Source organism: cf. Phormidesmis sp. LEGE 11477, from assembly GCF_015207105.1.
GTDB lineage: Bacteria > Cyanobacteriota > Cyanobacteriia > Phormidesmidales > Phormidesmidaceae > Phormidesmis.
Genome location: NZ_JADEXO010000091.1, coordinates 1 through 26,057 on the forward strand (window position 1 = coordinate 1; position 26,057 = coordinate 26,057).

The following is a 26,057-nucleotide window of genomic DNA, read 5'->3' on the forward strand; positions in this document are numbered from 1 at the left end:
CTATCTAGAAGCGCTAGGTACTTACCGCTAGCAAAGCTGAAGGCAGTCGCTAGTGCCTGACCTCTACCCTGATGCTTCGCTTTGATAAAGCGGATGCGATTATCTCTTTGGGCGTAGGTTTGGGCAATTTCGACAGAGCGATCCTGCGACCCGTCGTCTAAGATGATTAGCTCAAAGTTTTGTTCGCGTTGGGCTAAGGCACTTTCTATGGATTGAGCTAGGTAGTCTTCTCTGTTGTGAACCGTGGTTATCAGGGAAACGAGAGGACGCATACAGATTACGCAGAGTGGCAGTCCGGATCTAGGGGCAGCGTGCCCAGCCCCATTCATTTTGTCGACTATTGAGGTCGAGGGCAACGAAGCCTTATATCCCCACCGAAGCGAGAAGTTAGAGTTCCATCCCCTGATCACGGCTTTTCTGCTGCGAACGTCTAGTTCGTTGCGCTCGCTCAACTATCGGCTGTGCCACACTGATCACCTCAGTCACATACGCAATGCTCGCCTCTCTTCCCTGTAACTGCTTCAGCTCCTGTGATGTTGGGCTTTCGATGAGAACACGACCCACACGTACCTGTTCGTCTTGGGTGAGCTGCTGAGCGCCTCGCGCTTTGAGCAGCTTGTCCATCAGCTGACAGGCCACTAGGCGATCGCATTCTCTTGGCGGGCGATCGCCATACTTTGCCGCATACTGCTGATACACTTCACGCTGCTGCTGCCGATGCTTCGGCGGCTCTGGTGCTTTACCCTCAGCAATGCGGTCTCTAGCTCGCGCTACCAGCTCAGGATCGAACCCTTTGAGCACAGCTTCTGCGACTCCACCCACGTTTGTTCGTTCTGACAATCGCCTGCGCCTATTCAGTCTCTGAGCTTTTCTGTCAACCTGTTCATTGAGTCCTGCAATCGCCGCTGCTGTAAGCTCCAACTGCCTAGCGCCGCTGTCAATCGCTTCAGCTGCTGCTCCAATCCGCTCGGCTTGCCCTTCGAGTTCCTCGGCTCTACGGCGCTCTTCAATTCCTGTGACCACACTTCTAACAGCTGCGACATACTCCGGTGTGAGTCCGCTTGCTCGCTCCGTAGCTGACTCACTTCTGCTTTGAGCTGCGCTATCTCTTCGTACAGCGGCGCGGTGGCCGATCGCAACGCACTTTCCAGTGCGATCGCCAAGGTGTTCGGATTGATCTGCACTTCGTAGTGCTCGGGCGGGGTCGGCGGCTTTCTCGTTCTCGGCATCAGGATTCACTAGGTCAGGTTTCACTAGATTGAACAACTTCAGGTAGTCACTCGGGTTCTCTTTCGCAGCAGAACGCTCGGCTTGTTTGAACAGCTTCTGCTTATCGGCGGTGTACAAACTCAGCTTCTGCTTCGCTCTCGATACCGCCACATACAAACCCTCTTTGCTAATCGTGCTATCGATGGCCACTAGCACCTGGTCTGCGGTCTTTCCTTGGCTGCTGTAGGTCGTACTCACTAGCGCATAGTCCAGGTACTGCTGGCCGCTTAGCGCTACGGTCGAGACTTCGCCTTTGGCATCTCTAAGCGTGGCGGTGCCTTTCGCGTCTATAGCTTCAACAGTGACCAGCTGACCGTTCCTGACACCCTGGCTCTTGTCGTTGCGCGTCCACCTGAGCTGATCGCCTTGCGAGATCGCAATCGCCTGCACCGCGTAGGTTGTCTTATCGGCGCACTTCGACGGGTCAAAGGTGATGACGCTGCCGTCTGGGGCTGCAACCGTGACCTGGTTGCACTCTATGTCTGTGCTGATAACCGTATACTGCGCGTTCTTCTTCAGTCCATAGCGCCGATAGTCGCGTACGGGTACAACCACTTCACCTTCCGCGTAGACGCAGGCATACTTCAGCTGTGGTTGGGTTCTATCGAGCGCTCGTAGAGATTGCAGTTGGTAGACATCAGCGCCTAGACTTCCTTCTGCCTGTAGCGCTGCTCTAAGCTGTGCTGTCAACGCTAGTCGTTCTGCGTTCGTACCGCTCAGTATCAACGTCTTCTTCCTGGCCTCTGGCGATAGCTGCATATACTCTTCTACAACCTGGCGGTGGCGCTCCTGACCGTCAGCAATCTCCTTCACCATTCGAGCGCTATCGAGTCGCTCTAGTCCTTCACGCTGCTGACCTGCGGATAGACACACAACAGCGGCGCGGAGGGCTTCTGTTTTCTGTCGGCGTGACTCTTCTAGGTAGGCGGTCTGGATGCCTGCATTCTGGAGTGACTTGAACGGGTTTCCCGCTTCTACTGCTGAGAGCTGACGGATGTCGCCAACTAGGATGATTCTGGCATTCTGCGTCTGCGCTTTTTTGAGTAGCGCATGGGCATCTTTGGCGCTCAGTAGTCCGGCTTCATCGACGATCCAGATCGGTTGCTTTGGAGTAGTGCTAGTGCGATCGCTTTTACCTTGGCTATGGAGCAGTCTAGCGACGGTGTTACTTTCGATGTTCGCTTCTTCGCTGAGCGTGTTCGCGGCCTGGGCGCTGGGGGCGTAGCCGGTGACTTCATATCCCTGCTCTTTGGCTAGCTGGGCAACCAGCTTCAGGCTGTAGGTTTTACCCGCACCAGCGACCCCCTGCCATGCGATGAACTGATCGGTCGTTGTCGCGGTCGTTTGGATCGCCTGTTGTTGCCCTTCGGTAAGCGATGTTTCTTGGCTTAGTAGCTGCCTTAATTTTTCTTCGCTGGCAATGGCGTTTTCTTTACCCTGGCCGCGCTCCATCATCGCTATCGTATCGAGTTCACGTTCGATAGCAGTTTGGGTCGTATAGCGGTGCTTAGCAGACAGTAGTCCTGCTTCTGTCATCGCCGTTTGCAGCTCGCTAAAAGACTGCTCGCCCAGGTGGTGTTCTAGGGCGAATCGTTCGGCCTTTTCTCGCTTGAATACGCTCTCTCTTTCGCTGGCGTGGTTCACTCCTTCTATGGCGGCTGTCGGCGCTTGGTTGCCGGGTTCTTTCATTGCAGCTTCTGGTGTGGCGGGTAGGGTCACTTCTCCTGACGAGATCGCCCGGTGCCAGCCGTTCAAAAGTACCTCTCTCGGGACGCTCTTTTTGCGTAGTCTGGTAGCTAGAGTTGCCTGCTTCTTTTGGGTGGCGTTGAGCGGCTTGCCACCGCTCTCTTTAATAGCCGCTTCCCAGCGCTCGATGTACGCCTCTATCTGCTGCGTTCTCGTACTGAATAGATCGAGCAGCGGTTGCTCGTAGCCTTTGACTTCAAACTGACCGCTGCCGTTTGGTTCGATTTCATAGCCGTGTTTGCGTAGCTGATGGGCCAGTTCGTTCTGGTAGATCTCGCCGAGTAGCTTCTGGTTATTCAGCACGGCTTCGTTGCTCAGGCTTTGCCACTTGCCGGTCTCCATTTGGGTGGCGTTAATCACGACGCAGTGGGTGTGCAGCTGCGGGTCTTGTTCGCGGCTGGTTTCGTGGCGGAAGGTGGCGGCGATCAGGTTGTTCGTGTTTAGCTTTTCGCGGATGCCGGGGCCGCGTCTGACTCTGGTTTGCGCGTAGCGGTTTTCGAGGACGGCGAGCGCGGTTTTGACGGCCTGGTCGTGCGCTTGGATGACGCGCTTGTCTTTCTGGATTAGCGCGGCGATGCTGACGCTCTTTGGGGCGCTGAAGGTGTAGTCCGTTGCTGCCCGGTGATTGTCTGCTTTGATCGCTTTTGAATGCAGCGATTTGCCGTCTGGGGTTTGGCCGTGCAGGAGCTGTTGGAATACGGCTTTATCGACGGGGCCTTCTAGGTCTAGATTTTCGGCTCCGCTGCCTTGCCATTGGCTATCGCTTTGCAGGTCTGGATCGCCTTGCGTGTAGTAGTCGTCGCTTTCGTAGTAGTTTTCCGCTTGCGAGGCGCTGACGTTGGCTAGACTGAGCATTTTGATGGGTTTAGGCTTTGATCTGTTATATCAACTGTGGTTGTTGGGATTGCGGCGGCTTTACCATTTTTAATGGGCGTGTTGTCTGAACTCTTGCGGAGTCCACCCTGTGAATACTGTGTGAATCCTACGAGACGTAGATAGGGTGGGCGCAGCTTGTGTGGCAGGTTTTGATGCTCCCATCTGGCTTTTGCTGTGGATGCTAGCTGCTTACGTGGGCAAAGCGCTTTGTTTAATTAGTTGGCGGATCATTAAAGCGTTACGGCTGATGTTATGGCTATGTATTACTTTGTGACCTAGCTCACTTTACTAAGTTTAGTTACAAGTATCTATGTATTACATTCCGGTCTATTGGCTCTCAGTATAAAACCATAGGTATCGATTTCTTTTGATACATCGCTATGGCTGAGACGATCTATTCGCTTGAACAAATTAGCGACTGGCAATCAGCGCTAATGGACTTTGCTAAGACGCCAAGGACTCGCTTCTCAAAAAAGCAGGCGGTGGTGGCAATGATTGATGAGATTGAAGCGGCGTTAGAGGCGCATCCTTATGAGCAGGTGGCAGAAAAGCTGAAGGTGCTGGGGCTTGATATTGCACCGGGTTCGCTCAAGCAGTATGTCAATGCCTATCGCCGTGAACATGGTACGGGTCCGGTGCCGACATCGGCTAAACGCTCTCGGAAGAAAGCGAAGAAGAAAAAGCCCGAGACGAAGGCATCTAATGGAGTAGGTCGCTCGGCGGTTTCGGTGGCGGCTAGAAGGACTAGTCAGGATGGAGAAGCTTTGGAGACTTCAAACAGTAGTGTGGCTAGTCGGGTTCGGAAGGCTCCTGACAGAACCCCTGATGGGTTTCTAGAGATAGCTGAGGATCTGTAGATTGATGAGTGAGGAGCAGGTATCGCATAAGCAAGTATTGGATGAGCAGGTATCGGATGAGCAGATAGGCGATCGGCAGGGACAGGTCGACCAGCAACCTCGACTGATTTGTGTGCTGGGTGATAAGGGGGGTACGGGTAAGACTACTTTCGCTCGCGGCTTCAACGATCTTTTGGTTACTAAGCAGGTTAACTCTGCTGCTTTTGATGGCGACCGCAAAAACGCACAGCTCCATCGGCACTACAAGAATACTGGCAGTGGGGTGAGGCGGGTCGATGTCACACAACGCGATGGCGGTGATGAAATCATTAATGAGATGGCGGCATTCAAAACGCCGCTTGTTCTGGTTGATCTGCCTGGGGGGCCGGGTAACTTTCTGACGATGTTGGAAGAGGAGATCGGCTTTCTTTCAGCGGTAACTGAACTGGGCTATCAGATGACGGTGGTTTCTGTGCTTAGTCGCACTAAGGATGCGGTCAATCAACTCAAGGAGACGCTAGACCTCACGGAGGGGTATGGCGTGAACTATGTGGTGGTGAAGAATCTCTTCTACGGGGCGGCGAATAAGTTCAGGTCTTTTGATAAGTCCAAGACGAAGCAGCGGCTGTTGGATAAGGGTGGGGTGATTATTGAGATGCGTGAGCTGTATGAGGATGCTTACGACTATGTCGATGAGGGTGATCTCACTTTCTTTGAGGCGACGGTAGCGAAGGATAAGTCGCACTATGCCAATGCTCGCAAGGTGAAGCAATGGCGTAATCATTTTGAGCAGCAGATAACGTTAACGAATGGGTTACTGGGACTATGAATCAGGAATGGCACTACGAGGAGGGGATGAGCGCGGTTGATTTTCTGCTGGCGAATAATCCGACTGAGTTTCAGCTTCAGCTATTGAATCTAGGGCGGCGTTTCCATTGGGACGAGAATGACCCTGGCTTTGCGGTGCCGCTGGTGGTCTGTCGAATTGATCGGGTACTCGATGTTTATCCTGAGAAAATTAGACGGGAGATGGAGGAGATAACGCAGCGTTTGGAAGGGCGTTGGAAAACGATGGAGGTAGCGCTTAATGCGGCAGCGGCTAGAGGGACGCAGGCGGGCGAGCGGGCTGATGACTATCTAGCTGAGGCGCAGGCGATCTTTGAACTGGGTACGGCGCAGGCGCAGGATGTGTTGGCTGATGAGCGACAGGCGATGCTTCAGGTAATGACGCAAGAAAGGGATAGCCTACGGCAGTTGTTGGCGGATGAACGACAGGCGGCGGTAAAACTGCTATCCAATGAGCGTAAGGCGATCGCGCAGCAGGCGGCTGAGTCAGCAAAACAGCAGGAGCGGGCGCTGCATACTCAGGCAGCTGCTTCGGTGGCAAAGAATATTGCGGCGGCGCAGGAGGGCGCTAATTTGCAGGTAAAGGAGGTTATCAAGGGCGTCAGAGAAAAGCATTACTGGGAGGCGGTTGCCTACGCTTGTTTAGCGGCACTCTCGCTTGCCTCGATTGCTTGGCTGGGCGGCTGGGTGACTAGTCGGCAGATGCTGGCTACTTCTACCTGGAGTGATATTCAACGCTGGAACGAGGATGAACTGAAGGCTTGTCAGGATGTAGGCAAAGCAACCTGCAATTTCCATATTGAGGTGCCCAAGTGAATTAGGCAAAATGAGCGGCTTGATTGACTATACGGACGTTAAGCCTGCCGATGACCCGTAGTGGTTCCGTATTAGTAGAACGTTCGGTTAGCCCCACCAACAGACTCAAAACAGGATGAAAACACAGCTTACCTATCAACGATTTCTCGAATGCCTTGTAGTTGCGATTTCGACTGTCATATTTCAGCCAACAGCTGGTTTTGCAAGTGAGCCTATGACTGAAGATCTAGGTCATACCGACTGGGAAGAAGTTGAACCGGACTATTATATTGCTGCTGATCTGGTTCAGCAAGATGAGAACATCGTAACTTTCGATATCCTGGCTGAGTTTGACTTACAGTACGCTCGCTTTAAGGGTGACTGCGACACAATGAGAGTTGAGCAACTACGCAATGGCGGATTCATTGGAACAACCGGATCAGTTGTCAGCTTCTCTGATATGTCCTATCTACAATCAGAGCCCATATATGATGCTTCTGAAGGTCAACCGCACCATCGATATCTGGAGGCGGCTTGTCGAAAACGGGACATCCAGTCTTAGAGTATGCACGTGTATGGTGCAAATCATTCACGCGATCCCCTCCTTAAATCGGTGGCTTCAGCTTGCCCGAGAGCACATCTAGCGCGACTTCAAGATCGCTTTTGCCTAAGACTGACTCAATCGTCTTATCTTTCAGGTCTTCCGCGATCGCCAAGATTTCCTTTAACTTCGGCGTCAGCTGCGTCAGCTGCGCGGCCATCTGCGCCGTCTGCTGCCGCTGCTGGTCAGTCAGTGATTCTTGCTGCCAGCGCTCTACCTGGGCTTCGTACACCCATAGAAAGTCCTGCTGCTCGCCATACACTTTGAGCACTCGGCCTACAGTGTAGTCGTCTAGAACGTGGGGACGTGCTTGAGCCGCTCGTAGACTCTCTAGCTGAGTATCCACTTCTTCTACCTGGGCAGACAGCATGTCCGCCAGCATCGGTAGCATACTCAGCGGTTGCCAGTTCGGGGTGGGGCGATTGGATTGAGCCATAGCAGTGCTAGTCGCAGGGAGCTGGTGACCGGCGGTGGGGTATCGCTAGGTCAGTACGCTGAAAGCGTACCAGAGACCCGATGACGTAGCTCTAATTTTCAGAAACTCTACAGCTATCACGGGGGCGCTTGGGGCGACTTTGCTAGTGCTGATATTGTGCGTTCCGGCTTTACCCGCAGCGGCCTTAGATGACTGTTACTGACATTTATGAGAGTAACCTCAGCCTCTTTTCAGGCTCTCTTCCCATACTCATAAACTAAGCTTCAGCCTCTCTTTAGCACCCGCTCAGACAGCCCTGCCATTCTAAAAGCATCAAAGCAATCGGCACTCAAACCAACTGCCGGTTAGACATCAGCTTCACGCTAAGGAGACTTCAACCATGAAACGCATTGCCCTTTCCGCTTTCGCTCTACTACTCAGTGCAGCTGCCCTCGCACCGGCTGCTCAGGCACAGGCTTCGACGCCGCAAGAACTGGGTGAAGGCACTAGCTTCATCGAGTTGGTGCGCTATAACCGCGACGCACGCGGCAAAAGCTAATTAGCGAGACTCAAAAGATAGTCCCACTCGTTCTAATCAATCTAGCTGCCGAGGTCTTCCCAGGTCTCGGCAGTCGTTTCACTCTTCTTCCGAATATAAGTCGTCTGCCGTCTCAACGGGGTCAGCCGCAATCTCACGCGCGATCGCCGCTTTGAACTTTTCTGCAAACCATTCGCCTAGTTCGGCCATCTTCGCTTCGGGGTCGGTGACGGTGGGGTCTGCTTTCAAACTTAGCCAGCAGGTCTCTAGTTCCTCTTGTAGGTTGCAAACAGCGCCGCCGCCTGGTTTTAGCAGCATCTCTAGCTGATGTTCGGCGCGGCGGATGGCCTCGGGATAGTCTCTCATTTCCTTTAGATCCTGACGGATGAGTTCAGTTAGCTTCTCGTGCTCTACCAGAAACTGTAGATAGGCTTGATAGAGGGCTTGGTCGCTCAGCGGTTCTCTTTGACCGAGGGCAGTCGCATAGACGGGTAAGTCATCGACATACATCAGCTGGTCGTTGCCTATCTGCCCGTAGCGAATTCGCCTATCCCCAAAGTTGGGGACTTGATGATCGGACTGTACGTGGCGCAGGGCTTCGTCCATTCTCATACTCTCTGGGGTATTGCTGATCAGCTAGTGGGATGTTCTTAGCTGCGCTCTGGCAGTCCCCTCTGTCCGAGGACCTTTAGCCGGTTGGCGACATATTCAAAGTTGGTGCTGACGGTGTGGCCACACTGGGGTGACTGGCTGGCGAATGCATGGCCATAGCGCTTTAGCCACGCTGCTACGGCTTCACACTGAGCCGGGGTAAGCAGCTCAACCATCTCTATCTCCGCGTCAGCTAGCGGTGAGTTGTCGTAGAAGTCAGGTGCGCTCACTAATTACATCCTCTTTTTGACTATCAGTTGCTCTCTATCCTACAGACCGCCTAGGGACTTGAAGTCGCGCCAGTCGCTCGCTAGTTGTGGTCACTGAGCCAGGTTTATTCCTAGTTGTGCTGGTTGACCGCGTCCTGTAGGCGGCGGCTCCGCTGCCTCTCTTTTTGCTGTGGTTCGCCTGTGGTCATGCTCGTGGTTTGTGGTTGTGGTCAGCGCTCAAACCCGCGTGTGGTGGTTGACCACAGCCTGACCACAGGGCTTTTGTGGTCGACCACGAACCACAACCACATGACCACAGAGGCTTCTCAAGCGTGCGATCGCTCGTAGGTATCGTCACCGGTGCGGATCAGTAGCTGGTACTCAACTAACGTTTCAAACACTGTTTTAATCTCCTCGGCGGTCGCAAACAGCGGACGCAGCTTCTTGTTCGCCCGTGCTTCTCTGGGGGTGAACTGCGTCTTGCTTGTCACCTCGATCCACTCCATCACCGCTGTCATGCCAGGAATAGAGCTGTGCTGTTTGCACAAGTCCCACTGACTCGGCGCGGGCGGCGCGGGGGCTGCGGGCGGCACTGTCCAACCGCTTGGCTCGGGCAAATCTGCGCCACAGTAGCCGGGGCCAAGGTCGCCGCCTTTCGCCAGCTTGGGATGACCGGCTCGGGCGGTAAACGGCGACGGGTCGGGGTAGCGCAGTAGAAAGGTGTCACGGCCTCGCAGAGACACGCGGACTAAACCTTTCTCTCGAATCTCTATCTTCAGCTCTCCCTGCTGGCGCATCTTGGCGGTGCCTTTTGCACCGCCTCGGGCGGTATTCGTATCACCATGCGCCACTGAGAAGGTTTGATAGCCGACTTTGCGGATATCTGAGAGCGTTTCTTTCAAGAATTTGCCTGCGCCCTCTACCTTATCGACCCAGTTGGTTTGTTCTTCTAGGACAAGTGCTACCGGCGCGGGCCGGTAGCCAGCAAAGGTCGCCCGCTGTTGGTAGCGCTCTTTCACGTCAGCGCTGAGGTTGGCCAGGGCTTTGCCCACAGCTCCGTAGTCCATACCTGCGCCAATTACTAAGCAGCCCGGCCAGGCTCCGGCTTGGTAGTGCGGATCTAGAACAATCTTGTCGCCGCGTAGAAGACTCAGGAGGTATTCGATCAGCGTTGTTTTTCCTAATCCCTGTGCGCCGATGACTGCGATCGCTGGGTAGGTGTCCTGGTCTTTCACTAACCCAAACACCGCCTGCCAGTCAGTCCGAACGCGATCGCCTGCGGGCGTATCAGCCGATATAGCTGGTGCATCAGATAAAGGATCGGCTGCTGTGGGCGCGATCGCCTGGCTGCTAGTGACGACATCAGGGGCAATCGCCTCGACTTCCACCGCGATCGCCTTCAGTTCATCGGGCGCGATCAGCCCTGCCGCATGTTCGCGCTGGGCTCTTTGCCACTCGCTTTCGATGGCGGCGCGTTGCTTGGCTTCGAGCTTCGAGGTATCGCCCTGCATCAGCGCTCGCACGTCCGGGGCCAGCTTTAGTGCGAGTACGGGATTGTTGATCTGCTCGTCGGTAATCGCATACTCAGAAGCTCTCACCGCGCTATCGACGATGGCTGCAAAGCTGATGCCGTCCTGGGCATTCTCGGCGGCGGTGATTAGCAAGTCAGCGGCGTGGGTCAGTAAGTAGTTGATCCGACGTTCGCGCTGCGGTAGCCAGTCAGTCGGGATGATCTCAACTGGGTCAGGGGAGGCGGGCGCAGCGCTGGCCATCAGCTGAGAGACCAGGACACCGGGCACGTAGGCAAACTGTTCACTGCTCACCGGCACGCCGGGCAGGGGCAGAAAGTAGCCTAAGCGCTGGGACTGGAGTAGCTGTGAGATGCCGTACAGGGTGGCACCGGCAAAGCCTGCTATCAGCGCGACTTCTACGGCTAGCGGCGCGACTAACACCGCACCGGCAGCGCAGCAGATGCCGCCTGCCTGGGTCAGGGTGAACAGGGCGCGGTGCATACCGCTGGCAGTGTCAATGTCGGCTAGCTTTAGCGAGATGGCGGCGTTAAGCGATTCTCTGGTGAAGGCCATAAGCTCTGGTGGGTAGAGGAACTAGAGGGGTTGTAATAGCAACGGCTTAGCGGTTTGTTAGAGGTCGGGGTCGATCTTCTGAGCGCTAAAGTCTGCGATCGCCCAGCACAGCTCCGCCATGAACGTCGAGGCGAGGCCATAGATCCAGCGAGCTGTCTGATCGAAGTTCGTACCCTCCAGTGCGCCGTTGGCCACGAAAATCTCCCAGCCCCAGCCTGCTAATGCGACTAGGAACATCCCCCAGATAGCGGTCCTGCCGTAGTTGTTCGCTTTTCTCACTTCTCGTCTAGCCGGGGAGATCGCCTTCGGGTTCAGGTCAATCTTCGAGATTTTATTCAACCGGGCGGCGTATTCTCTCTGTTTGCCGAGCGGCACTGCGCGGGTGAAAAGTCCTTGCGTCGATGAGATCAAGACCGAGCCAAAGGCACCGACCCACCAAGCGAGTGCGAGGGTGGCCGAACTCCATACGGTCGGGCGTACCGTGGGATTCCACTGCGGGCTTGCGCCGTTGGTCAGGGGAATATCCGGTATCAGCAGGCCCACTAGCCACATCGAGAAGTTGATCACTTTGCTCACCCACAGCAATACGGGCGGGAACAGCGCCATCGGGCGAAAGGCCACGTCTGTTCGCCCTAGCGGGATGACGGTGGTGATGCCCTCGGCGTCCGGTTGCCAGGTTTGAAAGCCGACAAAGTAGCTGTTGGCGCTAATCACTAATCCCACCAGCGCCAGGCTCAGCCACAGGGCCACGGCGGGTGACATCTGGAGGCGCGGGCTAGCGGCGCTGTTCTTGATGTCGGTGATGCGGCGCAGCAGGTCGCTGAAGCGCGGCAGGGCGTAGAGGACGAGTTCGATAAAGCTGTCTTGAGCAGGGGTGACCTGCGGCGGGGTTGAGGTTGGTCGGCGCGGTGGGGTCTTACGAGTAGTAGCGGCCATAGAGCTAGATCCTCATAGATTGTTGTTGTTTTGAGAGTGTTGTTTACTGTGTTTCTTGATGTTGTTTGTTGTTTCTACTGCGCTAGTAGCCTAGGCAGAGCGGGGCGTCTACGTTCTGGCTGAAGCCGTCCGGCCCTAGCGTGCCGATACAGACGGCGGTGTCTAGCTGTGGCCCGAGCAGGACGGGCACTTCGATCTCTCTGACGCCTTTGACTTCGTAGGTGACGCCGGGGCTATAGGTGGCATCCGCTACCCACACCGGCGCTGAGTAGCCCCGTTTCAGCTGGGCGCGGCGCTGGCGGAGTGCGGCTTCTCTATCAAGGCGATCTAGGCGGTCGCTTTGGGTGAGACGGGTCTTGGCATCCTGCGTGTAAACGGCGACGGCGATGCTGCCCAGGCCAAGGCCGACGAGCAGGGCAGTCGCTGAGAGTCCTAGGAACAGGGCGGCGATTGACTGCGGTGGTTTAGCGCTCGGCAGGGTGGGTAGCGCTAGGGGTGGATCTGGGGTGTCTTCCATAGGGAGTAGAGGCGATCTCTTGGATCGCCTCGGGTAGGGGTTGAGTAGGCTTTAGGCGTTGCTCGGCCAGTACTGCTCCGGCATCGGCTGAGTGCGAAAGGCCATCTCGTAGCGGGCTTGCTCGCGGCGGTCTACGGGCAGTACCTGGATAGAAGCGTCAATCGCTTGCTGGTCTGAGGGCCACAGGCGGCTCCAGTGCTCTGCGAATTCGGCGGCTTGGAGCTGTTCAATGTAGTCGGTGACGGCGGTGCGATTCTCTTCAATCACCGTATGGATGGGTAGCGCTAGCTCGTACACCAGCGTGACGGCGGCTTCGACGCTGTAGCCGCGTTCGGTATGTAGTGAGAAGAGACAGTCGGCGGCAGCAAGCTGGGCGGTACCATAGCCTCTGTCGGCGGTGAGGTGAGCAAAGTCATCCTCGCTGTTCCACCATCTCTCTGACTCGTCCGGTTCTTGGCACAAGCCTTGCCAGTACCAGCCGTCTTCTTGCTTATAAATGGCGAAGTGGACACCGCTTTGATACGGGCTGATGGCGGCGAGTTCGATATCGATCGAGGTAGCGGGCAGAAGTTGGGTTAGGTCGTTCTCGGCAATGCCTGCGTTGTAGAGCGTCGTTAGAAATTCCACCGCATCGGCGAGCGCTGCGGCTTTCGTATCAAAGCCGTCTTCTGAGCAGTAGTCATCGCCAAACTGTGGGCCTTGGCTGTACCAGTGCCAGTAGCCGTTCAGCTCATGCAGCGTGAAGTCTTCGTTCTCAGTGGCGCTGAATAGTGCAGGCAGTTCAGCATCCATTCTCAGCGCGGTCAAGCGGTCATCAATGACGGCGTGATAGCTCTGTGGGGTCTCAGTGCGAATGACTGACCAGGCGCTATTCAAGCGCTCTAGGTCAGCAGCCGTGCAGCCGCTTTCTGCCAGCTGCTCTAGCTCGGCGCGGATTTCTGTGAGTGTCATAATTGGGGGGTTCCGTTGTTTGATTCGTTGTGGTTTCGGGCGATGGTCCTCGGCGAGTTCGTTGTTGTCGCAACGGCTCGCTTTTTACGTTGTTGTTGAAAGTCTGTTGGTTTACCAGTCGTCTGAGTTGTTCTCTAGTCCGCCTATCCTCGGTAGGGGCGTAGCGCTAACAGCAGGCGGTGCAGTAGGCACAGGCAACGACGCGGGTGGTTGAATACTGACAGTTGCCTGCTGTAACAGCTCGTAACTCAGCAGTAGTCGGCCCAGCGCTTGCGATGGCGAGGGGTCTATCTCTGCCAGTGAAGCAAGAACGACTTTTTGCGCTTGCCATTCTTGAACAATGCGGGCGAGCAGCTCGGTGTTACCTTCCTCGCCTTGCCTCAGTGCTTCCCACTCCTCCTGCTCAACGCGGGCGCGGATCTGCTCTCGCACTACTTCACTCCTTTGAGCAGCTCGTCTGAGACTTCGGCCAGCGCTTCTAGGTTCGCCCACTGCGGATGCTTCAGCGCTTTGCCGCCGACTATCTGCTCGATGCCAGGGAGTTTGGCACCGCCGCCTAGAATGAATCGCTGGGCGCGGTCGTCGCCGATGAACGCGATCGCTTCAGCGAGGCTGGCGGATAGGTCAGGGGCAATCTGCTCGCTGATGTTTGTGTCGTGCTTTTGATCTAGCAGGTAGTCGATCACCTGCTGCGGGCGGGGGGTCTTGAGCTGGGCGGCGAGTGATTCACGGCTAACGATCCGGTCTGCGATGCCGTAGACGCCGCACTCGTCGAACGGGCGGCGGTTGAGGATGCGGCCTGAGGCCGAGACTTGAGTCACCAGGACGGTGCGGTTGCCGATGTCGATTAGGTAGGCGGACTCGCCTTTGAGCTTTGAGCGCACGGCGGCGAATGCTTGATAGCCTTCTAGCTGCGGGGTGGCGCTATGAATATGAATGGCGAAGCGCTGCGGCTTGCTGCCGATCACTTCGGCGTCTGCGGGCACTTCGACCGGGTGGCGTCCGATGATTTGGGAGACGATGGCGGGGCCGTAGCTTTTAACTGAGGGTGAGGTGAAGATGACGTCGGCGTAGATATCTTCGCTGGTGCCGAACATCTGACGCAGGGCGTGGAAGAGCAGCAGACGAGCGTTTTTGACTTTGCCATCGGCACTTTTGCCGGTACGTGAGCAGGCAACTTTGGCGGCAGACTCACCGACTAGGTAGGGCTGAAGGCCAGCAGCGGTGAGCACAGCCAGGCAGTCACTGTTCGCATTGGGGGCACTGGCGACGTGGGAGGGGAAGCGGCAGCGGACAAACTTATCGGTGCCGTTCATTTTGCCGAGGGCTTTGACATCACCGTTGCCCAAGTCAATCAGGACAAGGGCTTTAGCGGTTGAAGAGGTACAGTTTTTGACCTGTTTTACTTTGAGTGTGGAAACCATAGAATCACCTGAAAGGGTTGTGGTTATTGGCGTTGCTCAGTTATGTCTCAAAAGCGCTGTATTTGAGCAAAAGAAAGGCAAACAAGACAGAGAATCTAAAAGCTCGCCTCTGTCTTTGATTAATAACGTACTCTATTTGTACGCAAAATGAATACTATATGCGTACAAATAGCTTATCGGTGATACTGATTTCTATAAGTAAATCTGTACTCAAAATGTACGCAAAAGTTCTACAGTATGCGGTATGTACACATTTCGGCTACGCTATAGCCATATTTATGATGCTGACTCAAGCGATGAAGATTCCTAAGAGTGGAGCTAGCCGATTATCTACAGATACTTGGATAGAAGCTGAAGCACTGAGGCGCTATCGACAGGCAGATAGCGTACGTAAAGCTATAGAAGCTGAAATAGCTGCTGCGGTATCGCGACATATGACTGATGAAAAGTTTGTAGAGCTATTGCGACAGGTGAGAGCTGAAGGGGTTGAAGCGAGCTGATGACTGAGCGTTTGGATCGGATAGAAGCACTGCTAGAAAATACACAGCAGCAGCTAAATCAAACAGCAGAAAAGCAGACGAAGAACACTGAAGAGATTGATCTTCTTTTAGGTGCGGTTGCCACCAGCGAAGCAAAAGTAGACAAACTCATTATTAGAGCCGAAGCCGCTGACCAACGCTTTGAGGTGCTTCGAGCTGAAGCTGCCACTGACCGTCAAGAGTATAGGCAAAGCTTTAATGACGCCATTGAGCAGATGCGTATTGATAGAGAAGACGCAAAAACGCAAGCTGACGCTGATAGAAAAGAAGCAAGAGAACGAGCTGACGCCGATAGACGCAAAGCTGATGAACGGCACTCAGCGCAGATGGAAGTTATACAGACCTTACTTTTGGAGTTGACTAAGACAAACAATAACGTAACCAAGCTACGCGACCGTATGGACATTTTAGAAAAAGCGAATTGAAAGTGCCTTTAAATCAGAATGCGGCCTAAACCCAAAGGTCTAGACCGCACTCCTTCATGTAAACCCTGAAGCCTTCTAAATCTAATAGCTGCTTTTCTTGGCCGGAACGTTAGCTATCGATTTTTCAACAAGCGCAACAGGAATCAAGCTCCCAGGCGGGGGTTCTTGTAAGCTCATGTTACCCGATTTCAATAGTTTTCGTCAGCACTCTGACGATAGAGTCGATCATCGTTCTCTAGAACAGTCTGATAGTCAGCATCTCAGCAAAACAAAAGGCTTTAATAAGCCTGTAAAGAGGGGCGATCACAAAGCCGATCAAAAGCAGCGCACCCTCAAGGCTAAAAAAAAGAAACGAGCCAAGGGTGTCCCTCACTACGTCATCGAACATGACGATAGCTTCCTCGCCCTCTGGCCGAACCGCTTCGACTACCTCTACGCACCCCACCCCGACCCCGGTACTAAACCCGACTGGCAAACCGAGTCTCGCTATCCCATCTCCGACCGCATCCTCAAACAGGGCGCTTTTCTCTTCGGTGTCCGCCCCGGTGCTCAGACTACCTACGTCCTACTCGACATCGATAAGGGCAGTCCCTACCACCCTCAGCGTGACCCACTCGCCATAGTCCGCATCAACGAAGCTCTCGAACCCCTCGGCCTGGTCGCTGAACTCATCCTTACCAGCTCAGGTACGCTCGGACTACACATCTACTTCCCCGTCAAAGAAGCCCTACCTTCCTGGCAGCTCGCACTCGCGGTCACCACCCTGCTAGAGAACAAGGGCTTCAAAGTTAGACCCGGTTGGCTAGAAGTCTTCCCCAACCGCAAAGCCTTCTCCGTCGAAGGTAGCTACAGCCTCTTCAACGGTCATCGCCTACCCCTTCAGCAAGGCTCCTACCTACTCAACGATGACTTACAGCCTATCGCTAGCTCACAGACCGCCTTCGTCCGTCAGTGGCAGCTAGCAGCCGAGCAGAACGATGTTTCTACCCCCGTACTCAAGCAGATCATCCGTCAAGCCCAACGCAAGACCTATCGCGTTACTGGCAAAGCTCAGAAGTTCCTTAACGACCTCAACGCTGAAGTAGAGACAGGCTGGACCGGACGCGGTCAGACTAACCGCCTACTCGGACGCATCACTATGCGTTCTTACGTCTTCGGTCATCTCCTCGGCGCTGAGGCTCCGCTAACGGGTCAAGCGCTAGTCGATGACGTTGTACGCATCGCTAAGTCTCTACCCGGCTACAAGGACTACTGTGGCCATCAGCACGACTTAGAGAAACGAGTAAAGGAATGGGTGCGCTCTATCGAAGCAGACCCTACCTACTACCCCTACGGCAGCGGCAAAGCCATCAAAGTACAAACTGGACCTACCTGGAACCAGCAGCAGCAGGAAGAAGCCAGAGAGCATATTCGTCAGGTTGCCGTAGAACTGTGTCGTAAGGATGCCTTACCCGATGACATCACCCCAAGATTCCTGCTGATTGCTAGCTACGGCATATCGGGCAGCACCCTGTACAAGAACAGAGACCTATGGCATCCGGTGTATATCAGCGAGCAGCAGCGGAAGCTAATGGATAAGTTACCTAGTACCCCGGCCCTTCAAGTAAGAGAAGTGGCTGCTAGCGCTGTGGGCGCAGCAGCCACTTCAAATGCTCCAAGCTTATTAGGCCCAACAGGCTGTAAGGGACCAAACAACAAGGCTTTGAGCGACCAAACAGAGTCAGAAAACGGACCAAAACAGGAAACAGGCTGTAAGAGACCGTCTGACGCGGCTTTGAGTCCGATTGAGGTATTTAAAAGTAGTCAGCAGGTAGAGGGAACGCCGCCGCCTGAGCAGCTGGTGTTGAACATACAGGGGGCGCTTCAGCTACTCAGGGCTAAGCAGCAGGAGCGAGCAGCGGCGAACCAGCAGCAGTATCGGCAACAGAAGCGGCAGCGGGCGCAGGCTGAGCATGTTGCGCGGCTACAAGGGTGGTTAGACTCGGGCGATCCTGTTCTGATGGCTGAAGCCAGACACCAGTTGCAAAGGATAGAGCAGCAGGCGGCAGGGACCGGATAGGCGAAGTGAAGTGCGATCGCGCTCTGTAATCAAACTGAGATTGATACGCTCTCCATCCATGCAGGACGGCCATAGACACCAGCGATGAGTTCATTCACTCTGAACACTTGCTCTATAGGCTCCCAGTAGACAGCAGTGCCACCGCCCCAGACCTTAACATCGCTGAGTTGCCCGTCAGTCGGCTTTGCTATTAGGACATACGCATCAGCGATGCTTTCGACCATCTCTAAGCGATCAACAGGTATTAGATGACGCGAGCCATCATCTAAGGTCAGCTCCAGCTCTCTGCTTGAAGCGAGGTAGTGAGCGGATACTGCAAGTCTGTCGTCTTCATAGACTGCCATAATACTTTCTCCAAGCTTCTCGACAGGCTTCTAGGTTATCTGCCACCATCTCTAACGCCTTGCGCTCAAACGCTGCAGTAATCTTGACTCGCTTTTTCTTACTGACAGGCATTAGCTTCGGCAGGTCGCTTGATATATCGACTTTAACACTGCTATTTGAAGAGTCCACATGCACATGGGGAGGTCGATGGTCTCGGGTCTGCACTGTCACGGTGATGCCATCTTGCTTGAACACAAAAGCCATGTCAGCTAACCCTTCCCTGCGATATTTGCTCTACCGGCGCTCTGGAAATTGCGGGTGCAGATTGAACTTGCGCACGGTCAGCGCGATCGCGTCCTCATGGGCTTGCTCAATATCTCCAGCAAAGATTCGGACTACCAGATCCTCGCAAAATTTCACGGCTTCTAGACCCTCCTCCTCAGTAATATGATTTCGAGCGATGCGATTGCTCCCAGCCATCAAGTCCCACTCTCGACGCATCTCTACGGCATTAAGGCCAAATAAGCCTTCATAGATTTTGTTCGTCAGCTTCCCGTAGGTACTAGGATGTGCGCCCAGCTCACTGATAAGGTCTGTATAGGTCTTGCGAACAGGTTTGCCACTCTGCCTAGTGATAAGCCATCTGGTAGTTGCTCGGCTGCTCTTACCTGTATAGACACCCTTAAGTGCGGTGATCGCTTCTGCATAAAAACCTTTGATTGCGAACCAACGAAGAAAGGCACCAATTTTCTCTTGCGTAGCCTTTGTAGTACGGCCAGGATTGATCAGCATATCCAAGCTCAGATCAAACCAATCCGACACCTCGATAACGATGTAGTCGTTGTTATCCTCGCCTCTGATTCCGGCCACCCTGTATCTACTGCCAGATGGGGTTTTGAGGTACCTGTTGTCACCTGAACCGGCCACCCTGTCAGCCAACGTTTGCCGGGGAATTCCTATGTGCTTCTGGGCCATCCGAAAACCAAAGCCGATACTTGGTTCTCCATGACCTAGACCATTCGGATCGATGACTATCGACTGAAACTCGCGCTCCTCAAAAGTAACTGTAATCAGCGAACCAGCTCTTATAGCTGGGACGTTCTGAGGTGCATCAGATGTAGCATCAACATCGTCTTGGCTCATCGTTTTCACCGTTTAACTTCCTCTGCAATCTTTTGGTTGGCGCTCATACGCCCTTCTCTAACCGAACTTTTCAATCATCGATTTCGCTCGTTTCCGATTGGCTATCTGCTGTCGGTAGTCATTTTTAGCCTTAGCCACTTCCATCACTCGATGCAGGGCTTCTGGATTCTGCTCCGCATACTCAAACATGGACTCGATCATTACTTCTCGGCTAATCCCATTGTCTTGACAAAGACGATGCAGACGCCCAATCAAACCCACTTCCAGACGAAAGGTACTCCTTTTTACTTCTAGAGCTTCAGCATCTGCTGATGAACTCGTGGAAGAGACTCTAGATATCATCTGTGGCTCTATATGTCTAGATATCTGTATGTCTTCACTCTTAGAGCCTTCAATCCCTGAAAGATCAGCAGTTTTAGACCCTAACAGCTTATCGTTATCTATATGCCTAGATATCTGTATGTCTTCACTCTTCTGATTAACTTGAGTATTGCGAGGCGTTACTTTAGGCCGATTCTTTTGCTTGAGCCTCTCTAGTGCATCGCTCATGATTTTAGTACCTCTATAATTTGCTCAAACGGATACTGCAATTCCGATTGACCGATGTCGGAAAGAAGCTGACCAGTACGGATAGCTTTCTTATATTTTTCTGACTCGCGAATGGAAGCTAGTACGGGAAGGTTGCCTGCAAATTCCTTCATAGCTGCAATATTCTCACGGCTTTCCAACGTCTGAGTATTGCCTACCCAGCGATCACGGAAGGGCACTATCCCAAGGACTTCTCCCGAGAAAGCTTCTATATCGGCCTGCTCATTTAGGAAAGCCAGCGTCTCGACTAGAGAGTTGACGCCTTTCACATTAGCTTCCACAGGGACTATTACGTAGTTTGATGCTCCAGCCGCCGTTAAACTCACCTGCGACCTTGATGGCTGAACATCAATCAGAACATAGTCAAATAAATCGGCAATTTCCTTTAGACACCTTTTCAAAGCAAAGGCACCGGCTCCACTACTGCTAAGTCGATCAGCAACCTTGAACAGACCCGTATCGGCTGGGATAACGAATAAGTTTTCGTATTGAGTTTCATAGATACCGTCTTCGACCTTCACCTCACGAGTCAAAACCTCAAACAGGCTAGGCTCATCAGGCTGAACATCATAATTCAGATAAAACGTTAGGTTGGCTTGAGGATCAGCATCCACGGCCAGAACCTTGTTCCCTTGCTGCGCCAACAGCAGAGCTGTAAAGAAGATCGTGGTTGTCTTGCCCTGACCACCAGACAAAGAAATCGCTGAGCACGTTTTCACAGCCATAGCCTCTAACTTAATCATCAGAGTTTAGACATTAGTTATCACAGATATCAATACATTTGTATGTCTAAACTCAAATATGTCTAGACATACAGATATCTAGAGTCACATATATAGAACTATGTATTCAGAGGGCAAGGACCTTTCCACAATCCATAAAAAGGGCACCTCCAGGAAAATCCTACAAGAAGTCTCAATAGTTTCATATTCAGACTGTCACATTCTCTCATGACAAGACGCCAACCAAATTAGTCCAGAAACAGCCCTTCGTGCCTTCCTCGCTATCGCAAGCATCTCGAAAAGCATTGACATGACTAGGCAACAGCCTCAGTAAAAGCTGTGCAGCTAGCTGCGAGTTCCCGCAACTAGTCACGAGGTTTCAAGGGTTGGGGCGGTCTTGGGTGAGATTGGCTGTCACAGTCGCTGCCACGCTTTAGAATCACGTTAAAGTCACGTTATGTTAGCGGTTGTTTTTGGTATAGTGGTCGGGTGATCCTTGCTGTAGTCAGGCTTTCAGGTCAGCGCCCGTGCCCAAGCGAACCAATCCTACCTGTCTAGACTGTGGTCTCAACTGGTCCCACGAAGCGGCTTCTGGGCGGCGCTGCTTTGTTGGTAGAGCCTGCATATCGAAGCGGTCTCGCTATCGCCACCGAGCGGATGACCTGGAGCGGCAGGCGGCGGCGAACTCGCGGCGGAAGCAAACGGGTAGCAGCAGTAGACGGGTGTTGCAGCTGCCGATCATTGGCTATCGCACGCCGCCGAAGATTCAGCTGATTCTCTATCGCGATACGAAGGAGAGTCCGGTCCATGCGATTGCTGCCAAGGTTTGGGACGATGGTGAGTGTGTGGCGGAAGTTGAAGCGCAGCATGCGATCGGCATTCATCAGAATAAGCTGCGTGAGACGCTCAAGCAGTGGAAGGCTTTTCTTCAAACAGAGTACGGCGATCAGGGGGAGGTGAAAATCTCTAGCTTGCCGGTGAAGCACTGTTCGCTCTGTCAGCAGGCAGGCAGTGATAGCGATGCTGAGTAAAGAGCTAGAGCAACGGCTGGATGGCTGGATGGCAGAAGTGGATGCTTTCTGCGCGGTGGCGCATGAGAGGTTAGATGAGCTGGAAGCTAGTGGGAAGGAGCCGGTGCTAGACGATGAGAGTCTAGATGATCTGGTTAGTTCAGAGCTGCCTTTCTACTTCAGTACTGACAGCCTAGAAAGCGAGCTTGAAGTAGCCGAACCGCAGGAGAGGCATCGGCAGCTGAGACTTAGTTTGCAGGTTGAGCCAGTGGGGGAGATGGCTGCGCCGATGGCTGCGATTGCCGATGTGCTCAACCTGGCGCATGCGGAGGAGGTTGATGTATGGCAACGAGCGATCTCTTCTGCCATACCGAAGACAGTGCCGATTGGGTTCAAAGAACTGCTGGCGGTCTCGAAGATGGAGCCAGTTGAACTCCTTATCGGCTTGCTGCTAGGCCCATGGCGACTTGAGCAAAAGGAGTTCTATGGGGAGATTAGGGTGTGGCCAGAGAGCTGCCCGGAGAAATGCTAGATGCGACGCCTAGACATCTACGCCCCGCTCTCAGTCGCTTGGGTGCGCCTATACATAGAAGCCGAGAAATTTTGACAGATAAGCTCATTATTTCAGACTCTATCAACCAGTCTTCAGGGGTTTCAGACATTGCTAAGTCTAAATACGATTTTTCAATGAGCATAAATCCTTAGAGATTAAACCGTTGCCAGGAAAGCGTTTCAGCCTTATCTGTCAAATTTTCTCTATGTCTAGACAAAGGCGATCTATGTTGTCGAACAACCTTCCTTATGAGACTTGAAGATCTCATTCCATATAGCCTTTTAGAAAGGCGTGGACGTGGTTCCATACTTGTAAAAGCCTCTATTATTTCAAACATTTAATAAAATTTAATACGTAGTTTAAGTATCTTTTTATACACGACATTCCATTTTAAGGAATGCTATAGGATTATCCCTACTTGTTTCTTCCCCTGGTATTAAAGAGTTTCAGCCTCATTCTATTCATAATAAGAACAACAAAACGCAGATATATTGCGTAAAATCTCTACTCTTAGTAGTTTTATTCATTCCAACACCAAATATCTGTACGGATACTGCTGCTGCTCTCCATTGCTATGCTCTATATATCAATTAAGTTTGATTTTACCTGTGGTGGAATAGCTTCGCGGGTATTGACTTATATTTAATCGCTCGTAGCTAAGCTAGAGTTATGACCTATTTTAATGCTGATATCTCATCGCCTGCTGCTAGCAGTACTCCTATTGTAGATAGATGGCTCCTTACAGGGAATAAAAAAAGGCACGTCAACTAATGCTGTTGACGGAAGGAATTCCCTTTGTAAGGACGAGAAATTGAGAGAGCTGGCCGTAGCTTACCGAGTATCTCTTGTTGCTAATCCTACAAGACGGCAGCAAAGATTATTCAACGCCTATAGAGAGGAGATCAGCCATTCAGGTTGGTCGCTAATTCCTACTGAACCTTCTGTTCAAGAAAAGTTAGCATACATTGCAGCTCCGCAGGGAAGTGCAGCTGAACTTGCTGCTGCTCAAGCACTAATCAACTCAACCGCTAGGGAGATGATTAGAGGAATTGCTGAGTGACCAAAAGAGAAAGAAGTAGGGCTCCATTTCCAAGGAATCCTGATTCAAGTGGTGGTATTAATGTAAATCCAGTAGAAGTACCTGTTCCCTCTAGGAATGGAGGAAGCAGTAGCTTTTCAAAGCAAGAAGAAGCAGCTATAGGGGCAGCGAAATTAAGGTATCAACGTGACCTTCAACGCGAGGAAAATCGTCAAAATTTCACTTTAGCCCTTCTTTTCGTGGGTTCAATTGTCTGCATTGTTGTGGCTTCTTTTGTCTATGCTGGACTAGCTAACGACAAGGATTTACCAGGAGAAGTGATCAAGGATGTGTTTGTATTTCTTGGCGGTGGTGGTATTGGAACTCTCATCGGTAGAAGAGAATAGGATCGCTTTCGCAAAGACTTGTTCCTAATTGAGGAAATAAACAATAGTTACATCGCATCGCTACTTTAGGGCCATCAATGGCCTCGCGCCCGCGTTTAGAAAGAATTAAGCCTGAGTAGTTACGATTTCTGGTTGAATAGCCTTTTTAGAAGCCCCAAAAGTCAAGGATTAGTTGCCTAACGCGGCAACTCCTCAAGGAAATCAGCTCTTCTGAAAGCCTTTTCCTACAAGGGATTTGACCGTAACCGTAGGTTTTGGTTTAAATGCCCCCGCTGGTCCTAGCTGCGATCTGCCCACACAGCTATGCTTCTCTCTCAGTTGCTTTGGTGCCTTGGAAGTGCTGCTGAAGTTCTAGTAGAACAACTTTCGATGCCAGGTACTTCGCTCTCTTCTTCTTAGAAGCCGTCGCCTCACCGCTGAAGCGCTGGCCGTCAGCCCAGACCGTGCAGGTGCAGATAAATTCTGGCGTCTCGCCCTCAAACTCGTACTCTGGAAAGTCCCACACTAGCGTCTGGCAGAGCTGTTGCAAGAAGCCAATGAAGTTCTGTCCGTCCTTGAGTTGCTTGACTAAGAGAGGATGCGATATCGGTGCGGTGGTTGGCGCAGGTTGACTTGTTTGTTCTTCAACAGAGGCAGTGACTGAGGATTCTGGTTCCTCTACTTCTATGCGCTCGCCATAGTGGAACCATCTTTGCAGCTGCACGAGCATTCCTTTCGCTGCTTCCTGTTTGGCTTTCTTCTTCTGAGTGGCGGTTGCTTTTGCTCTAAAGTCCTGCTCTTGCACCGGAGCTGTACAGGTGCAGATAAAGTCAGAGCCCGCTTGCGTGAACTGATAAGCGGGCATGGCCCAGCCTAGTGACTGAGAGAGTTCTTGCAACAGTCCGACGAAGTTTTGCTCGCCTTCGAGCGGGTGTTTCAGGGTCGGGTGGTCATTGGGGGTGGTCATTGGAACAGGTGCGGTGTCTTCAGGCTTGTTGTCTTCTGTTGAAGTGGGGGCGATCGCATTCTTGGTAGAGGTGATCGCATTCTCGGTGGGGGTGATCGCAGATGGCTCTGACGGTTGGCGCTGCGCTGGCGACACTAGCTTATCTGAGACAAACGCTTCGAGCCACTTCAGACAGGCGCGGTGGCGAGCAGTCTGTTTGCGCTGACTTTGAGCGGGCGTACTGGTGGTGACGACCTGCTCTGCGATCGCTACCTCGACCCAGAGCGAGAAGGGAGGATTGTCTTCGCTGGCTTCTACATAGGTAAGCTGTTCCCAGGAGTCCTCCTGGTCGGTGGCCATGACCAGTACGCTGGTCGCATCTTCTATGCGCTGTTGAAGGGCGGCTAGGATTTGGCGCTGTAGGGTAAGGTTGCCGCTGTGGACGAGCAGTAGGTACAGCGACTGGATAGATAGCTGGTTCTGCTTCAGGCGCAGCTGCGCGGCAGCTAGAATCGGCTCGAAGTCGTTCTCTTTGGCAGCGTGTTTGACTAGGTTGTCGAATGCTTTGGTAGAGAGGGCAGCTAGAGTTGTCGCTTCTGAGCTTTGTATCTGCTTTTGGTAGCTGCGCTGGTGGCGTTGTTTGAAGAAGGCTTTGGTCTCTGCTTCTTCTTGTTGGCTGAGGGTAGCGATGTAGGTGCAGAGCTGTTCTAGTTCAAACTTCCGGTAGGGGTGGGGGTGGCCATGAATCAGCGCTTTGATGATGCGATGGTTGAGTAGGTCGGCCAGTCGGCGGATTGGGCTGGTGAAGTGGCAGTAGGCGGTCAGGTTCAGGGCGAAGTGGCCCACTAGCGTTGGGCTGTATTCAGCTTTGTTCAGCCAGTTCTGTAACTTTTGGCGTATCAGTTCCATATTGCCGGTCGTCAGCAGCGCCTGCATGATCTGTTGGCGTTCGGGGGCGATGGTTCTGGCGGTGTGGTTGCGATAGAGGGCTAGCACATCTCGCTTGGCAAACCAGTGAGCGACGGCGCGGTTGGCTAAGATCATGAATTCTTGGATGATCATCTGGGCGCGAAACAGTTTGCCTTTGGCGGCGAGCACCGTACCGTTTTCGTCTATCCAGAAGCCCGCTGCGTTGAACTGTCCGCCGATGGCTCCTTGGTTGCGGCGTTCGTGGTTGAGTCGTTCTGCCCAGGTTTGGCAGAGTTGCAGTAGGTCGTGGAAGGGATGGGTGGGTTGCTGGCAGGCTTGGTCTACTTGCTCGTAGGTGAAGCGTTTGGCACTGACGATCCAGGACTCGAAGATGTCGGTGGTTTGGATCTCGGCCTGGTGGTTGAGGCTGACTCGGATAGTCAGGGTGGGTCGTGGTTGGCCTTCTAGCAGGCTGAGCTTATCTTCGGACAGCGCGGGCGGCAGCATAGGGATGTTGCCCCGGCTTAGGTAGCGGGTGCGGGTGCGGGCGAGGGCGACTTTGTCTAGGGTGCTGCCAACAGTGACTAGTTCTGATACGTCGGCGATGTGGATAGAGGCGATCGCACCTGTCGGGGTGGGTTCGAGGTGGATGGCGTCATCGAGGTCTTTGGAGGTGGGGCCGTCGATGGTTAGTCCTTTCACCTGGGGGCGTTGCCATAGGGTATCGGGCAGAGTGAGGGC

The 26,057-nt window shown here is 53.2% G+C and carries 28 protein-coding genes; 11 read left to right on the forward strand and 17 right to left on the reverse strand.

All coding sequences use genetic code 11. The annotated features are described in order from the left end of the window. Positions 1-272 (reverse strand): glycosyltransferase family 2 protein (locus IQ256_RS21045; RefSeq protein WP_193857633.1); only part of this gene is annotated, 272 nt, incomplete at its 3' end. 115 nt (positions 273-387) lie between these two features. Further along, positions 388-3,870: a MobF family relaxase gene (gene mobF, locus IQ256_RS21050; protein ID WP_193857641.1), complete on the reverse strand. Its 3,483-nt coding sequence runs from the start codon at positions 3,868-3,870 to the stop codon at positions 388-390. Between the two features lie 401 nt (positions 3,871-4,271). Between mobF and IQ256_RS21055 the strand changes: the two genes are divergently transcribed. The 4 genes from IQ256_RS21055 (at position 4,272) to IQ256_RS21070 (ending at position 6,930) form a co-directional block, all read left to right on the forward strand. Continuing rightward, positions 4,272-4,748, forward strand: a complete 477-nt coding sequence (locus IQ256_RS21055) for a hypothetical protein (protein ID WP_193857643.1) — start codon at positions 4,272-4,274, stop codon at positions 4,746-4,748. A 4-nt stretch (positions 4,749-4,752) separates the two neighbouring features. After that, entirely contained in the window at positions 4,753-5,556 is an 804-nt protein-coding gene (locus tag IQ256_RS21060; protein WP_193857645.1) for a chromosome partitioning protein ParA, read from the forward strand. After that, entirely contained in the window at positions 5,553-6,389 is an 837-nt protein-coding gene (locus IQ256_RS21065) for a hypothetical protein (RefSeq protein ID WP_193857647.1), read from the forward strand. The genes IQ256_RS21060 and IQ256_RS21065 overlap by 4 nt, the downstream gene beginning before the upstream one ends. Before the next feature lie 214 nt (positions 6,390-6,603). Then, entirely contained in the window at positions 6,604-6,930 is a 327-nt protein-coding gene (locus tag IQ256_RS21070; RefSeq protein WP_193857649.1) for a hypothetical protein, read from the forward strand. Positions 6,931-6,973: 43 nt separating this feature from the next. Here the strand turns inward: IQ256_RS21070 and IQ256_RS21075 are convergent, their stop codons facing one another. Next, a complete protein-coding gene (locus IQ256_RS21075; protein ID WP_193857651.1) occupies positions 6,974-7,405 on the reverse strand; it encodes a hypothetical protein in 432 nt (143 codons plus the stop codon). Between the two features lie 379 nt (positions 7,406-7,784). Here IQ256_RS21075 and IQ256_RS21080 point away from each other — a divergent pair, with 379 nt between their 5' ends. After that, entirely contained in the window at positions 7,785-7,943 is a 159-nt protein-coding gene (locus IQ256_RS21080; RefSeq protein WP_193857653.1) for a hypothetical protein, read from the forward strand. Between the two features lie 78 nt (positions 7,944-8,021). On the opposite strand, the gene IQ256_RS21085 is transcribed toward IQ256_RS21080, so the two are convergent. From IQ256_RS21085 to IQ256_RS21120, 8 genes are all read right to left on the reverse strand, one after another. Further along, entirely contained in the window at positions 8,022-8,528 is a 507-nt protein-coding gene (locus tag IQ256_RS21085; protein WP_228025131.1) for a hypothetical protein, read from the reverse strand. Positions 8,529-8,572: 44 nt separating this feature from the next. After that, entirely contained in the window at positions 8,573-8,803 is a 231-nt protein-coding gene (locus tag IQ256_RS21090; protein WP_193857657.1) for a hypothetical protein, read from the reverse strand. A 305-nt stretch (positions 8,804-9,108) separates the two neighbouring features. Beyond that, positions 9,109-10,866, reverse strand: coding sequence for a hypothetical protein (locus IQ256_RS21095; RefSeq protein ID WP_193857659.1), 1,758 nt, complete (start codon positions 10,864-10,866; stop codon positions 9,109-9,111). A 57-nt stretch (positions 10,867-10,923) separates the two neighbouring features. Further along, positions 10,924-11,628, reverse strand: a complete 705-nt coding sequence (locus tag IQ256_RS21100) for a hypothetical protein (protein ID WP_193857661.1) — start codon at positions 11,626-11,628, stop codon at positions 10,924-10,926. Positions 11,629-11,884: 256 nt separating this feature from the next. Beyond that, positions 11,885-12,319, reverse strand: a complete 435-nt coding sequence (locus IQ256_RS21105; protein ID WP_193857663.1) for a hypothetical protein — start codon at positions 12,317-12,319, stop codon at positions 11,885-11,887. Positions 12,320-12,370: 51 nt separating this feature from the next. Beyond that, the gene (locus IQ256_RS21110; protein ID WP_193857665.1) at positions 12,371-13,270 is read right to left on the reverse strand and encodes a hypothetical protein; all 900 of its coding nucleotides are present in this window, start codon (positions 13,268-13,270) and stop codon (positions 12,371-12,373) included. A gap of 111 nt (positions 13,271-13,381) precedes the next feature. Then, positions 13,382-13,702, reverse strand: a complete 321-nt coding sequence (locus IQ256_RS21115; protein ID WP_193857667.1) for a hypothetical protein — start codon at positions 13,700-13,702, stop codon at positions 13,382-13,384. Further along, the gene (locus IQ256_RS21120) at positions 13,702-14,694 is read right to left on the reverse strand and encodes a hypothetical protein (RefSeq protein ID WP_193857669.1); all 993 of its coding nucleotides are present in this window, start codon (positions 14,692-14,694) and stop codon (positions 13,702-13,704) included. Before IQ256_RS21120 ends, IQ256_RS21115 begins: the two co-directional genes overlap by 1 nt. A gap of 278 nt (positions 14,695-14,972) precedes the next feature. Between IQ256_RS21120 and IQ256_RS21125 the strand changes: the two genes are divergently transcribed. The 3 genes from IQ256_RS21125 to IQ256_RS21135 all read left to right on the forward strand — a co-directional run bounded on the left by IQ256_RS21125 (position 14,973) and on the right by IQ256_RS21135 (position 17,717). Continuing rightward, positions 14,973-15,194, forward strand: coding sequence for a hypothetical protein (locus tag IQ256_RS21125; protein WP_193857671.1), 222 nt, complete (start codon positions 14,973-14,975; stop codon positions 15,192-15,194). Further along, complete coding sequence (locus IQ256_RS21130; RefSeq protein WP_193857673.1) at positions 15,194-15,658, forward strand: hypothetical protein; 465 nt, start codon at positions 15,194-15,196, stop codon at positions 15,656-15,658. Before IQ256_RS21125 ends, IQ256_RS21130 begins: the two co-directional genes overlap by 1 nt. Positions 15,659-15,833: 175 nt before the next feature. Continuing rightward, the gene (locus tag IQ256_RS21135) at positions 15,834-17,717 is read left to right on the forward strand and encodes a hypothetical protein (protein ID WP_228025132.1); all 1,884 of its coding nucleotides are present in this window, start codon (positions 15,834-15,836) and stop codon (positions 17,715-17,717) included. A 29-nt stretch (positions 17,718-17,746) separates the two neighbouring features. Here IQ256_RS21135 and IQ256_RS21140 read toward each other — a convergent pair whose 3' ends face one another. Genes IQ256_RS21140 through IQ256_RS21160 form a run of 5 tightly spaced genes read right to left on the reverse strand, consistent with a single transcriptional unit; the run spans position 17,747 to position 20,491 of the window. Beyond that, the gene (locus tag IQ256_RS21140) at positions 17,747-18,061 is read right to left on the reverse strand and encodes a hypothetical protein (protein WP_193857675.1); all 315 of its coding nucleotides are present in this window, start codon (positions 18,059-18,061) and stop codon (positions 17,747-17,749) included. Further along, positions 18,048-18,305 (reverse strand): DUF4160 domain-containing protein, encoded by a 258-nt coding sequence (locus IQ256_RS21145; protein ID WP_193857677.1) that lies wholly within the window; start codon positions 18,303-18,305, stop codon positions 18,048-18,050. Before IQ256_RS21145 ends, IQ256_RS21140 begins: the two co-directional genes overlap by 14 nt. A 30-nt stretch (positions 18,306-18,335) precedes the next feature. Beyond that, positions 18,336-19,184 (reverse strand): hypothetical protein, encoded by an 849-nt coding sequence (locus IQ256_RS21150; protein ID WP_193857679.1) that lies wholly within the window; start codon positions 19,182-19,184, stop codon positions 18,336-18,338. Positions 19,185-19,241: 57 nt separating this feature from the next. Continuing rightward, complete coding sequence (locus tag IQ256_RS21155; RefSeq protein WP_193857681.1) at positions 19,242-19,733, reverse strand: hypothetical protein; 492 nt, start codon at positions 19,731-19,733, stop codon at positions 19,242-19,244. Further along, positions 19,730-20,491, reverse strand: coding sequence for an AAA family ATPase (locus IQ256_RS21160; RefSeq protein ID WP_193857683.1), 762 nt, complete (start codon positions 20,489-20,491; stop codon positions 19,730-19,732). Before IQ256_RS21160 ends, IQ256_RS21155 begins: the two co-directional genes overlap by 4 nt. A gap of 530 nt (positions 20,492-21,021) precedes the next feature. On the opposite strand from IQ256_RS21160, the gene IQ256_RS21165 reads away from it, so the two are divergent. From IQ256_RS21165 to IQ256_RS21175, 3 genes are all read left to right on the forward strand, one after another. Further along, entirely contained in the window at positions 21,022-21,525 is a 504-nt protein-coding gene (locus IQ256_RS21165) for a hypothetical protein (protein ID WP_193857684.1), read from the forward strand. Then, a complete protein-coding gene (locus IQ256_RS21170) occupies positions 21,515-22,036 on the forward strand; it encodes a hypothetical protein (RefSeq protein ID WP_193857685.1) in 522 nt (173 codons plus the stop codon). The genes IQ256_RS21165 and IQ256_RS21170 overlap by 11 nt, the downstream gene beginning before the upstream one ends. 1,077 nt (positions 22,037-23,113) lie before the next feature. Continuing rightward, positions 23,114-23,482, forward strand: a complete 369-nt coding sequence (locus IQ256_RS21175; protein ID WP_193857686.1) for a hypothetical protein — start codon at positions 23,114-23,116, stop codon at positions 23,480-23,482. A gap of 301 nt (positions 23,483-23,783) precedes the next feature. Here IQ256_RS21175 and IQ256_RS21180 read toward each other — a convergent pair. Beyond that, the coding region (locus IQ256_RS21180; protein ID WP_193857687.1) for an RNB domain-containing ribonuclease at positions 23,784-26,057 on the reverse strand (2,274 nt) is incomplete at its 5' end.